The sequence below is a fragment of the Rhodococcus sp. BP-160 genome (assembly GCF_019836205.1).
Taxonomy (GTDB): Bacteria; Actinomycetota; Actinomycetes; order Mycobacteriales; family Mycobacteriaceae; genus Rhodococcoides.
Genome location: NZ_JABUEK010000001.1, coordinates 1,317,687 through 1,330,778, shown reverse-complemented (window position 1 = coordinate 1,330,778; position 13,092 = coordinate 1,317,687). Strand labels below are relative to the sequence as shown.

The following is a 13,092-nucleotide window of genomic DNA, read 5'->3' as shown; positions in this document are numbered from 1 at the left end:
CACCCCGCCGCTACGAACACCCCGCCCCCGGCGACCTGATCCACATCGACATCAAGAAACTCGGCCGGATCCCCGACGGCGGCGGGCACCGCAAACTCGGCCGCACGATCGGCAACCGGCACAACAAGAAACAAGGCCGCGGCTACGCGTTCGTCCACCACGCCGTCGACGACCACTCCCGCCTCGCCTACTCCGAGATCCTCGGTGACGAACGCAAGGAGACCGCCGCCGGGTTCTACCGGCGCGCCGCTGCGTACTTCACCGACCACGGCATCACCATCGCCAGAGTGCTCACCGACAACGGATCCTGTTACCGGTCAACACTGTTCGCCGAAGCACTCGGATCGGTGGTGCACAAGCGCACCCGCCCCTACCGACCGCAGACCAACGGCAAAGTCGAACGGTTCAACCGCACCCTGAACCAGGAATGGGCCTACGCCCACACCTACCTCTCCGACGAAGCCCGCGCAGCGACCTACCAGGACTGGGTCCATCACTACAATCACCACCGACCCCACACAGGCATCGACGGCAAGTCACCCATCGAGCGACTCACCGTCCACAACCTCCCCGCGAAGAACAGCTAGCGCCCGCTGTGGCGTGGCGCGTGTCCGCTGGGCGGGTCAGCTGAAGAAGCTGAGTCCGTCTAGGCCTTCGCCAGCGCCGCCGAAGATGTTGGAAAGTGCGCCGAGGAAGTCGACGAAGCTTGCGAGATGGATGATCATGGGAGCTCCTATGGTCGACTGGTCGCGGCAGGAATGTCTGTTATTGGTACCGAGCACCGATGTACGAATGGTCATGGCTGCCGGAATACGACCGGTCCGCCGTGATGAACGATTCCGGTCAGACCGGGTTGATCACCAGCAGCTGAGTTCAGTACGCGGCGGTGTGCTCACCGAGGTAGGGGAGCGGGTGTCGAAGAGGATGTAGGACATCGGGTCACTACCGGAGAGGGATCGAAGGGCCGACGGACTGCGGCGAGTGCAGAGTGCCCGACACGCCCATGCCGCCGTTGGCGGCGCGGTGAACGTCGGAAGTCGATTCGGCCCACCGCTGGGTGCGACCTCCCATCTCTCACGATCATGCTCCGCTGAGCATGAGCCGCGTCGGTAGGCACCCCACGCGGCGGACGCGACTGGATCCTCGTGGCGTTCGGCGCGTCAGTGCCACCAGAGGCTCGACCGATCATGTCCAACGCCGCAGCGAAGCGGGAAGAGCATGCCTAGCACCTGTTGACATCTTCCGTTCCGCAGGTAGCCTTTCGTCTCACGTAGTGCAGTAGTTTCACCATACGAGACGTCTGGTGGCAGCTGCCCGTGGTTTGCCACTTTGTCCGCTGTTGCGGTTCTCCGATCGCACAACCCTCCGCGAGGTCGCCATGATCATCAATCGAATGTTGCTTGCCGCGGCGAACAACAAGAAGCTCGAGAAGACCGTCACTGCCAACAGGCTGAGTCGCGGACTCGTCGAGCGGTACGTGGGCGGTACGACGCTGGACGACGCGATCGCCGCGGCGACGAAGCTGCGGGCGCAGGGCATCGACGTCAGCCTCGACCTGCTCGGCGAGCAGGTCGACAACCTCGAGGACTCCACGACCGCGACCAAGGAATACATCGAGGTGCTGCACGCGATCGCCGCCGAGATACCGGGATCAACTGTGTCGGTGAAGCTCTCGCAGCTCGGCATCGGCGTCTCGACCGACGCGGCTCGCACGAACCTGGGTGATCTGCTGGCCGCCGGCCACGACACCGATGTCCTCGTCGAGGTCGACATGGAGCACAGTTCTGTCGGACGGGACACCCTGGAGGCGTACCGCTCCTTCCTTGCCGACCACCCGGACACCCGCGTCGCGATTCAGGCGGCAATGCGCACCACACCGCTCGATCTGCGGAGTTTCACCACCGTGAAGCCGCGGATCCGTCTGGTGAAGGGGGCCTACGCGGAAGACCTCCAGACGTGCATCTCGGATCCCGCCGAGGTCACGGCGCAGTACAACCATCTCGCGGAGTGGGCACTGCGCAATCTGCCCGACCCGGCGTTCGGCACCCACGACGACGACTGCATCGACACCGTCAAGCGCCTCGCTGCCGAACTGGGTGTCGACAAGCGCCTCTTCGAGTTCCAGATGCTGTACGGAGTACGTCGAGATCTGCAGCGGGACCTGGTGTCCGACGGATACCGGGTGCGCGTCTATCTGCCCTACGGCACGCAGTGGTACCCGTACCTCATGCGACGCATGGCCGAGCGGCCGGCCAATCTTCTGCTATTCCTCCGCTCTCTCGTCTCCGGATGACGTCGATCGCCGCCGAGACGCCACGTCCCCCGCACCCGCTTCGATCGAAGGACCGTTCCCGATGACCAGCCCTCGCACCACCATGACCGGACTCGTCCACCTTCCCGCGCCCGCGAACGAGCCGGCTCGTGACTTCGCTCCGGGATCGGACGATGCACTGCGTCTCCGCAAAGAGCTCGATCGCGTTGCAGGTGACATTCGCACGCTCACCCATGTCGTCGGCGGCCGGCGACCCGAAGCGACCGAGACCACCGATGTCGTGGCACCGCACGATCACGGTCACGTCCTCGCCAGGATCCCGACCGCCACCGACGCGATCGTGGACGAGGCCATCGACGCCGCTCTTACCGCGCGCGCCGGCTGGTCGACCACGCCGTGGTTCGAGCGTGCCGCCGTTCTGTTGAGGGCAGCGGAGTTGGCGGCGGGCAGGTACCGCGACGAACTGCTGGCCACCACCATGCTGTGCCAGTCGAAGACGTACCACCAGGCCGAGATCGACATCAACGAACTCGTCGACTTCTTCCGCTACAACGCACACCTCGCGGAGGAGATCTACGCGGTGCAGCCGCCCGTGTCACCAGCCGGCCAGGTCAACTACGTGGACCACAAGGGCCTCGAGGGTTTCGTTCTCGCTGTCACGCCGTTCAACTTCACCGCCATCGCCGGGAACCTCCCCGCCGCTCCGGCGCTGATGGGCAACGTGGTCGTGTGGAAGCCGTCCGAGAAATCCGCGTTGTCGAGCGACGTCGTGATGCGGGTGTTCGAGGAGGCCGGCTTCCCCCCGGGTGTCATCAATCTGGTGCACGGCTCGGGCGAGCACGTCACCGAACGGGTCACGGCTCACCGTGATTTCGCCGGGCTGTCCTTCACAGGGTCCACCTCGGTGTTCCGTCGTATCTGGAAGCGGGTCGGCGACAACATCGAGAACTATCGAAGCTATCCCCGCATCGTCGGCGAAACCGGCGGGAAGAACGCCATCGTCGTGCACCCGTCTGCGGACGTCGACGCCGTCCACAGCGCGCTCGTCCGTGGAGCTTTCGAGTATCAGGGGCAGAAGTGCTCGGCTGCTTCGCGCGCCTACATCCCCCGCAGCATCTGGGACACGATGGAATCGAAGTTGGCCGACACGGTCGGCTCCCTGCCCGTCGGAGACATCGTCGAACACGGAACTTTCGTCGGTGCCGTCATCGACGAGACAGCCCAGCAGCGCCTGCAAAACGCGTTCGATCGCGTGGTCGGCACCCCCGGCCACCGAATTCTCGTGGGCGGCACCACCGATCGCGAGGTGGGTTGGTTCGTCGATCCGACCGTGGTGGTCACCGAGGATCCGAGTTCCTTCGTCATGGAGGAGGAGTTCTTCGGGCCTCTGCTGGCCGTGCACGTCTACGACGACGACCGGTGGGAACAGACGCTCGACCTCGTGGACGGAACCAGCGATTATGCGTTGACCTGCTCGATCTTCGCCACCGATCGCGCCGCGATCGTCACCGCACTCGACACGCTACGGGAGGCCGCGGGCATGACCTATGTGAACGACAAGCCCACCGGGGCGTCCATCGGGCAGCAGCAATTCGGTGGCGGCCGAGGATCGGGAACGAATGACAAGACCGGATCCGCTCTCGCTCTGCAGCGTTGGGTCAACGCCCGGTTCGTCAAGGAGAACTTCGCACCGGCGACGACATGGACCTATCCGTACATGGGCGTCTGACGGCTTTGTCCTACAGCCTGGTTCGGGCGTCGGCTCTTCACACCACACCGTGGTCGAACGGCGCAGGCACCACCACCAGGCTGTGGACCGCCGCCGACGCCTCCTGGACCCTGAGCATCGCAGTCCTGGACGAGGACGCCGACTTCTCCGTCTTTCCCGACCATGATCGGCAGCTGATGGCCTTGGGGGAGAACCCGGTCGGTCTTCTGGTGGACGGAACACGACACGTGCTCCGTCATGCCGACGTCCTCCGCTTCCGCGGCGACGCCGCCGCACGGGGCAGAACCACCGGCGACGGTAGCCGGGCGCTCAACCTGATGACGCTCCGCGAGCGTGCCTCCGGATCGCTCGACCACCACCGCATGCACGGCCGCACGGTTCTCCGCCCGACGCGGCTGACCGCACTCGTGCTGTTGACCGGGCGTCTCCGACTGCCCGACGGGACCGTCTGCACCAGGGGCGACACCGTCGTACTCGGAGACGAGCCGATCACCGTGACTGCGGACCGGGCCGCCCTCGGCCGCATCCGTATCACTCGGGCACCGACGAACCGTACCGACCGACAGAGGGAGAGGACCATCCCATGACCGCCACCACCGAGTCGACGGTCGCAGGACTGATCGCCGACATCTCCGACGTCGGGGCCGACCCGGTGCGAGGCGGGTTCACCCGTCCCATCCATTCGGCCGCTGACCACGACCTGCGCGCGTGGTTCGTCGAGCAGGCGGAGCGACGTTCCCTCGATGTGGAGACGGACCGGAACGGCATCGTGTGGGCGTGGTGGAACCCGGGTCGATTGCCGATTCGCGACGCGGTGGTCACCGGCAGCCACCTCGACTCGGTGCCCGGCGGGGGAGCCTACGACGGCCCTCTGGGAGTGGCCACCGCGCTCGTCGCCGTCGACCACCTCGTTTCGCGCGGCGTCGCGCCGCACCGTCCCCTCTCGATCGCCGTCTTTCCCGAGGAGGAGGGCTCGCGATACGGATTGGCATGTCTCGGATCTCAGCTGCTGACAGGGGATGTCGATCCTGATCGGGTCCGCGGCCTCACCGATTCGGACGGTGTCACCTTCGCGGAACTGGCCTCACGCAACGGTCTCGATCCCCACCACATCGGACCCGATCCGACCCGCCTCGCGAGCGTGGGGTCCTTCGTCGAACTGCACGTGGAGCAGGGGCGGGGCCTGATCGACCTCGAACGGCCGATCGCCATCGGCAATTCGATCGTCGGGCACGGGCGATGGATGCTGTCCTTTCGCGGACAGGGCAATCATGCCGGCACCACGCTCATGCACGACCGATCGGATCCGATGGTCGCGGCCGCGTCGACGGTCTCGAGTGTCCGGGCTCTCGCCCGGCGCACCACCGGTGCCCGTGCCACCGTCGGCAGACTCGATGCCGTACCCGGCGGCACCAACGTCATCGCCTCCCGCGTCGACGTGTGGCTCGACGTCCGTCATCCGTCCGACGAGGTCGTCGCCACCCTGGTCGCGTCGATCATGGACGCGGCGCGGATCGCGGCCGCGGACGAGGACTGTCGCGTGACACTGACCGAGGCGTCGGTGAGCCCCACGGTTGCCTTCGACGTCGATCTTCGCGACCGACTCCGGCGCGTCCTGCCCGACGCCCCTGTGCTCGACACCGGGGCCGGTCACGACGCCGGTGTGCTCGGTGAGCACCTGCCGACGTCGATGTTGTTCGTACGCAATCCCACCGGCATCTCCCACGCTCCCGAGGAGCACGTGGAGGGCGCCGACGCCGAGACGGGGGCGGTCGCTCTCGCGGACGTCCTCGCCGACCTGCTCGTCCGCTGATCCGATCCCCCTTCCCACCCCGCTCACGACCCGTGAGCGCATCGACTCCGCAGGAGACCAAGATGGCCGAGACCACTACCTACCTCATCATCGGCGGAGGCCTCGAAGGCCTCGCCATCGCCTGGTCGCTCGCCGATCGAGGAGAGACCGACGTTCTCGTCGTCGAGCGGAACACGGTGTGCTCGGGCATGACCGGGAAATCGAGTGGGGTCGTCAGAGCCCACTACGGCAATCCGTCACTCGCCGCGATGTCGTGGTACGGGGTGCAGACCTTCGAACGCGCGACCGAGCTGTTCGGTGACGACATGGCGTTCCAGCAGTGCGGGTACGTCGTCGGCGTCGGCGCCGACAACGTGGAACCACTTCGGAAGAACGTCGCGATGATGCAGAGCATCGGCGTGGATGTCGAGCTCATCGACCACGATGCCATGGGTGAGCTGTGGCCCGGGCTCCACCTCGACGACTTCGCGGCGTTCGCCTACGAGCCACGTGGTGGGCGCGGGGAGGCCTACATGGCAGGCATGGCGTTCGGGGCCGCTGCGCGCAGGCTGGGGGTCAAGATCCGGCAGTCCTCACCCGTGGCGGAGATCCTGACCGACGCCTCCGGACGGGCACACGGTGTGCGCATGGCGGACGGAGGCGAGATCCACGCCCAGACCGTCATCCTCGCGACCGGCCCGTGGGCCCCCGCTCTGGCCGAACCACTGGGTTTCCCGCTCGACGTTCGAGCCCAGCGGGCACAGCTGGTGATGGTCGATCAGGGCGCTCCGACGCCGGTCGTTCCCGTGCTCTCGGACCTCGCCGGACTGTCCTATATCTGTCGGGAACCCAACGGTGAACTCCTCGTGGGCAATTCCGACCACCAGGCGCCGGAATACATCGATCCCGACAAGTACGTCAACCGGGCCGACAGCTCGACCATCGACAAGATCGTCGACAAGATGGGGCATCGCCTGCCCGACATGCCGGACCCGCGGATCACCAGTTCCTACGTCGGGGCGTACGACGTGACTCCCGATTACAACCCCATCATCGGTCCGTCGCCCGTGGACGGACTGTTCCTCGCGACCGGCTTCTCCGGACATGGCTACAAGATGTCTCCCGCCGTGGGCGCGCTGGTCGCCGATCTGGTCACCGACGGGACCACCTCGCTGCCGAACGTCGACCCCCGCGACTTCCGCTACTCCCGTTTCGCCGAGAACGACCCGCTGCTCAGCCTGAATCCGTATGCCGGCGCCGGTGAAATGCGGTGATCCTGCGTGAGCCGCGCAGGACGGCGCCCTGACGCGACTCGTCCACTTGTTATCGTGGAATGATGGAGAACGCCACCCGGTCCACCGATAGCTCGGTTCAGTCGGTCGACCGAGCAGTGTCGATCCTGCAGATTCTCGGTCGGCACGGCGCCCGATCGGTCACCGAGATCGCCGCTGATCTGTCCCTGCACAAGTCGACCGCATTCAGGCTGTTGGCCACGCTGGAGGCACGCGGGCTGGTCGAGCAGGCGACCAGCCGAGGAAAGTACCAACTCGGGTACGGGGTGGTTCAGCTGGCCACCGGAGCGGCCCGAGGGCACGATCTTTCCGTGGTGAGCCGGCCCATCTGCCAGGATCTCGCCGTGGAGGTGGGCGAGACGGTCAATGTCGCTGTGCGCGACGAGAATTCAGTGGTCAGTATCGACCAGGTGATCGGATCCGCTGCTGTCACCACCATCAACTGGGTCGGTCAGCGCACCCCGCTGCACGCGACCTCGGCGGGCAAGGTGTTCCTCGCATTTCTGCCGGAGGACGAGCGGAGGGCACTCCTCGTCGACGATCTCGAGCGGTTCACGCCGCACACCATCGTCGACGTCGGCCTGCTGGAGAAGGAGCTCGACCAGATCCGCCTGCAAGGTTTCTCCGTGACCCACGAGGAACACGAGATCGGCCTCGCCGCCGTGGCGGCGCCGATCCGGGTCCTCAACGGTGATGTCGTCGCCGCAGTGACTGCGTCGGGCCCCACGTTCCGCTTCGACGACGACTCGATCCCGGGCATCACAGAGCACGTCCTGACCGCCGCGGCGGCGATCTCCGAGCGCAACGGTCACCCGAAGCAGGGGTGATCGACAACCGGTTCCTACCCGGCCGGCGCGGTCAGCTCTCGATCGTGAGGTCCGTGAGGGGGCGCGAACAGCAGATCAGGACCTTGCCCCGCGCGATCTCCTTCGGCCGGATACCGCCGTTGTGGCGCATGTCCACCTCACCGGCGGTCAACGTCGTCTTGCAGGTGCCGCAGACTCCCTCACCGCAGGACGAGGGCAGCCGCATCCCGGCAGCCAGGGCAGCCTCCAGGACGTTCTGGTCGGCGCTGCAGGTGATGGAACGGCCGCTGGTAGCGAAGTTCACGGTGAACGTCGCAGGAGCCGACACCTCGTCGGGGCCAGCGTCCCCGGAGCCGGTGTCGTCGACCTCCTGCTCCAACTCGTGCACAGCCTCGCGGTCCGGGGCGGGGAGCGAGTCGAACGAGAAGCTTTCCTCGAAGTAACGGTCCATGTCGAACGAGAGGTCGTCCAGCAGGCGACGTACCGACGACATGTACGCCGGCGGCCCACAGGTGAACGCGACCCTGTCCGCCAGGTCGGGGACGAGGGAGGACAGCATCGCCGACGTCAGTCGGCCCCGCAGTCCCGACCATCGGTCGGAGGGATAGTCGTTCTCGCACACATGGGTCACGCGCAGGTTCGGCATCGCCGACTCCATAGCGTCGAGCTCGCGCCGGAAGATGATGTCCGCGGGCGTGCGTGCACTGTGCACGAACACGATGTCGGCGTCGGATCCCACGTCGAACAGCGTGCGCGTCATCGACATCATCGGGGTGATCCCGCTGCCGGCGGAGAGGAAGACATACCTGTCGGGCAACGTCTTCGCCATGCCGAGGGTGAAGGCGCCCAACGGTGCGAGGACCGCCACCTCGCGCCCCGGCTCCATGGTGTCGTGCAGCCAGTTCGACACCGGCCCGCCGAGTACTCGTTTCACCGTGATCGTGAGGTGATACGGACGCGTCGGAGGCGACGAGACTGTGTAGCAGCGATACACGGTATCACCGTCGATCTCGGCGCGAAGAGTGACGAACTGCCCTGCGGCGAAACGGAACACACTGCCATCGACCGGCTCGAACACGAACGACCGTACATCGTGGGTGATCTCGCGCACGGCCCGACAGCGCAGCACCACCTCGTCGGCTCTCTCCCAGCAGTCCGGAGAGTGATCCGGTAGCACCAGGCCGCGCTCCGCGAGGCCACCACACGGTTCGGTGGGCGCGGCGGGCGGTGCGAGAAGTTCGTCGATCGACATGGTCAACCTTTCGGCGCGTGACAGTGGGGCGTCAGGGGGTGAGATATGTACGCAGTCGCCCGACGTACCAGTTGACGAAGGACTCCACGTCGCCCTCGACCATCGAGTACGGGCCGGGAACATAGCCGGGGTCGGTGACTCCTCGCTGCGCACCGGCGACCAGGTCACGGTCCTGAAGATTGGTCGCGTTCCAGACCGCGGTGAGGTTGTCGACGTCGTAGTCGACGCCCTCCTGCGCATCGGCGTGCACCAACCACGTCGTGCGCACGACGCTTCTGCCGGGAGCCACGGGCAGCACGCGGAAGACGACCGCGTGATCGCTGAGCATGTGGAACCACGCGTTGGGTTGCATGTGGATGGAGAGGTCACCGAACCGCTCGTCCTCGATGTCGCCCAGAAGCTTTCGGCTCACCGGATTGCCGTCCGCGCCGAACGACGCACCACCCCCGTCGAGGGGTAGGTGCGAGACCTGGAACCCAGTGATGCGGGTGTCCAGTTCCCGGCGCTCGTCACGCGGGAACCCGGTGACGCTGCACGCGTTCGACAGATGGTCCTGGGCCGCCCGATAGCGCTCGAACACCGGACGAAGCCGAGGGGTGATGTCGTTCTCGGAGTATCCGAACAGCGGAAAGTAGGCCGTGATCAGTTCGGGGTGCGCGGTGTCGCAGTGCTGACACTCGCGATTGTTCTCCATGACGAGTTTCCAGTTGCCCTCCTCGACCAGGTCGACCTGGTGCGCGACCTTGGTGTCGGCCAGGCCGTAGGGCGAGAGGTACGGTTCGAGCACCGCTGCGACCTCGTCGAGATCGCCGGGCGGTTCGTCACCGAGGCAGATGAAGATGAGGCCCGCGAGGGTGCGGACGTGTACCGGACGCAGGCCCAGTCGAGACCGGTCGAACTCCGGCGGCTGTGATTCGGCGTAGACCAGTTCGCCGTCGACGCGGTAGGTCCACTGGTGGTAGGGACACACCAGATTGCCCACTGATCCACACGCCTGCTGGAGGATTCGCGAGCCGCGGTGCCGGCAGACGTTGTGAAACGCCCGCACCTCCTCGTCGTCGTCACGGACGATGATGACGGAGTACGCACCGATGTCCACGGTGACGAAGTCGCCCGGATCGGGAATCTCTGCCTCGGCGGCGCTGAAGAGCCAGTGGCGGGCGAAGATCGCCGCCATGTCGAGGTCGAAGATTCGCCGATCCGTGTAGAAGGGCGCTTCGAGGCTGTACCCGACGGCACGGCGATCGATGAGGGCGTCGGTGTCCGTGGACGGCGCCAGGATGTTCGAGAGGGTCACGTCGACTCCAGACCAGGGTTGAGAGGAGGAGGCCGCGCGGTCGTCTCGTATCACGAAACATACGCACTGCGTGAAACAGAAGATTACCGATGCGCGCGCTGTTGTCAACCGTTCGCAAACACCCGGCGCCCACGGCACCGGGCGCGACCTCGGCGAACGCGGGGCGCGGGGCGACAGCGCCCGATTGGTCCCGTTTCGTGTTAAGACCAGGTACCAACTGGTCGAAAAGCGCGCATCCGGTTGACATCCGGCCCCGGTAGTTGTTTCGTATGACGCACATCACGTTTGATACGAGACATGGAAGGCTCGGTATGGTCACCAGAGAACACGAGCACCACGGCGATCACTTCGTTCACGCAGCACCGGACGACGATCGAACCGACATCGAGCCGGACGACGCGAAGCTCCCCGTCGACAAGGTGGTCTTCATCGGAGGACTGCTTCTCACCCTGGCGTTCGTCGGATGGGGCGTGATCTCACCGGCATCCCTCGCGTCGACCGCGTCCGCGATCCTCGCCGCGATCATCGACGGCACCGGTTGGGCCTACGTCCTTGCCACCACCGCCTTCGTCTTCTTCATGCTGTTCCTCGCACTCTCGCGCCTCGGTCGCATCCGACTCGGCAAGGACGACGAGCGGCCCGAGTTCAGCACGGTCTCGTGGATTTCCATGATGTTCGCGACCGGCATGGGCATCGGACTCATCTTCTGGGGCGTGGCCGAACCGCTGTCGCACCTGCTGACGCCGCCGATGGACATGGCGGCGCCGGAGTCGACGGAGGCCGCCCGGCTGGGAATGCAGTACACGATCTTCCACTGGGGTCTGCAGCCGTGGGCACTCTACGGTGTCGTCGGTCTCGCGCTCGCGTACGCGACGTTCCGCAAGGGTCTGCCGAATCTGCTCAGCACCATCGTCTTTCCGTCTCTCGATCCCTCGCACCCCGCTCGTCGCGCGATCGACATCTTCGGTCTGTTCATCACCACCTTCGGTGCGGCCACCTCGCTCGGCCTCGGCGCGATCCAGATCAACAGTGGCCTCGCCCGCGTGTTCGGTGCTCCCATCTCCACCACCGTGTCCATCATCGCCATCGTGGTGCTGACCGCGCTCTTCGTGCTGTCCGCCGTCACCGGCACCCAGCGGGGCATCAAGTGGATGGCCAACATCAATGCGGTCCTCGCCGTGGCCCTCATGGTGTTCGTGTTCGTCCTCGGCCCCACGGTGTTCCTCATGAACATGTTCGTCGAGTCCTTCGGAGACTATGTCTCCCAATTCATCCCGATGTCGTTCCGCACGGGCACCTTCGGCGGCAACGAATGGCTCTCGTCCTGGACGATCTTCTACTGGGCGTGGTGGATGTCCTGGGCACCCTTCGTGGGCACGTTCATGGCCCGGATCTCCCGAGGTCGGACCATCCGGGAGTTCGTGGTGTGCGTGCTCATCGTTCCCACGATCATGAGCCTCGTGTGGTTCGTCATCATGGGGGGCACCGGGATCCGGTTCCAGCTCGACGGGACTGCCGACATGGCCGGCTCCCTCGCGAGCGGTGTCGAGAACACGCTCTTCACCCTCGTCGAAGCGCTGCCCATTCCCGCCGTCACGTCCGTCGTGGTCGTCGTGCTCATCATGCTGTTCTACGTCGCCGGTGCGGACTCCGCGTCGCTCGTCCTGGGAATGCTGTCGCAGGGTGGGTCACTCCACCCGCGGACCTGGCTCGTCGTCCTGTGGGGCACCATGATCGGCGCCGTGGCGATCGCGCTGCTCCTCGCCGGTGGGCTCGACGCCATCCAGACCACCGTCATCGTCTTCGGCATCCCGTTCCTGCTGGTGATGGTCGGTGTCTGCATCAGCCTCGTCAGGCAACTCCGGGCCGAACCCGTCGCGGGAGAAGGCGAGAAGGCGGATCGCACCGAGCCGCTGCCGTCGAACACGACCGGCACCGACGGCGGAGCGCAGTCTGCCGCGGAGCCCACACCCCTTCTCGACCCTTCACCGGACAACGGTGTACCCGAGGACGAACGAGGGCCTGTGCGACTCTGACCAGCTCCGGCGGCTGCGACACACGTGTCGCGGCCGCCGTGCGCTGTAGGAAGCCGCCTCCTGTCCAGCACCGTGAGCGCCGCCGACCGGGGTGTGGCCCACTACCTGGCAGAACGGGCTGTCGGGCCGTGTCGAGCCGCCGCGACGAGGTGACTGGCCGGCCACACCAGCGCACCCGGTCAGCCCCCACCGGGATGCGCCACGGCGAGTCGGTCTCACCCGTGATGAGCGGCTCGGTGCCCACGGTTCGGCCCTGACGTCCACGCACTCCTATGGGACGATGGCGTCGCCCATCCGTGTGCCACAGCTGTCACCGAGCGCGTCGGCGAGGTCCGCGTCACTCAGCGGACGGGCGGAGAACTGGTCGTCGTCGAGTAGCGCCTGTGATGCGCCGAGCGCGAACAATATTCGACACGTGGCCTCTGCGTCCGATTCGCTCGTCGCGAAACGTTCCCTCAGCCAGCCGGTCAAGGTCCGGGAGAGGCCGTGATTGGTGCGAACCACTCGCGCGGTGAGCAATGGGGATCGCGGACGCGCCGGAATCGCTCGAGGCCTTCGCACAACAGATGGACGACTACGAAGCTGAGTACTCCGCCTTCCACCCCGGCGGTCGGCG

General features: G+C 66.1%; 10 protein-coding genes. 8 read left to right on the top strand and 2 right to left on the bottom strand.

Translation table 11 applies throughout. The annotated features are described in order from the left end of the window. From HQ306_RS06335 to HQ306_RS06305, 7 genes are all read left to right on the top strand, one after another. On the top strand, positions 1-587 hold a 587-nt coding region (locus tag HQ306_RS06335), incomplete at its 5' end, for an IS481 family transposase (protein WP_222628428.1). 791 nt (positions 588-1,378) lie between these two features. Beyond that, on the top strand, positions 1,379-2,293 hold the full coding sequence (locus tag HQ306_RS06330; protein WP_222628425.1) for a proline dehydrogenase family protein: 915 nt from the start codon (positions 1,379-1,381) through the stop codon (positions 2,291-2,293). A gap of 61 nt (positions 2,294-2,354) precedes the next feature. Further along, positions 2,355-4,001 carry an L-glutamate gamma-semialdehyde dehydrogenase gene (gene pruA / locus HQ306_RS06325; protein ID WP_261770272.1) on the top strand — a complete coding sequence of 549 codons (1,647 nt, stop codon included), beginning with the start codon at positions 2,355-2,357 and terminating at the stop codon, positions 3,999-4,001. Then, positions 3,974-4,588, top strand: a complete 615-nt coding sequence (locus HQ306_RS06320) for a HutD family protein (RefSeq protein WP_222628411.1) — start codon at positions 3,974-3,976, stop codon at positions 4,586-4,588. Before pruA ends, HQ306_RS06320 begins: the two co-directional genes overlap by 28 nt. Beyond that, positions 4,585-5,814, top strand: coding sequence for an allantoate amidohydrolase (locus tag HQ306_RS06315; RefSeq protein ID WP_222628408.1), 1,230 nt, complete (start codon positions 4,585-4,587; stop codon positions 5,812-5,814). Before HQ306_RS06320 ends, HQ306_RS06315 begins: the two co-directional genes overlap by 4 nt. A gap of 62 nt (positions 5,815-5,876) precedes the next feature. Next, positions 5,877-7,067: an FAD-binding oxidoreductase gene (locus HQ306_RS06310; protein WP_222628405.1), complete on the top strand. Its 1,191-nt coding sequence runs from the start codon at positions 5,877-5,879 to the stop codon at positions 7,065-7,067. Between the two features lie 62 nt (positions 7,068-7,129). Next, complete coding sequence (locus HQ306_RS06305; protein ID WP_222628392.1) at positions 7,130-7,912, top strand: IclR family transcriptional regulator; 783 nt, start codon at positions 7,130-7,132, stop codon at positions 7,910-7,912. Positions 7,913-7,943: 31 nt separating this feature from the next. Here HQ306_RS06305 and HQ306_RS06300 read toward each other — a convergent pair whose 3' ends face one another. Beyond that, the gene (locus HQ306_RS06300) at positions 7,944-9,143 is read right to left on the bottom strand and encodes a hybrid-cluster NAD(P)-dependent oxidoreductase (RefSeq protein ID WP_222628389.1); all 1,200 of its coding nucleotides are present in this window, start codon (positions 9,141-9,143) and stop codon (positions 7,944-7,946) included. Between the two features lie 31 nt (positions 9,144-9,174). Further along, complete coding sequence (locus HQ306_RS06295) at positions 9,175-10,440, bottom strand: aromatic ring-hydroxylating dioxygenase subunit alpha (RefSeq protein ID WP_308115478.1); 1,266 nt, start codon at positions 10,438-10,440, stop codon at positions 9,175-9,177. A gap of 311 nt (positions 10,441-10,751) precedes the next feature. Between HQ306_RS06295 and HQ306_RS06290 the strand changes: the two genes are divergently transcribed. Beyond that, positions 10,752-12,476, top strand: coding sequence for a BCCT family transporter (locus HQ306_RS06290; RefSeq protein WP_222628387.1), 1,725 nt, complete (start codon positions 10,752-10,754; stop codon positions 12,474-12,476). Positions 12,477-13,092: the final 616 nt, after the last annotated feature.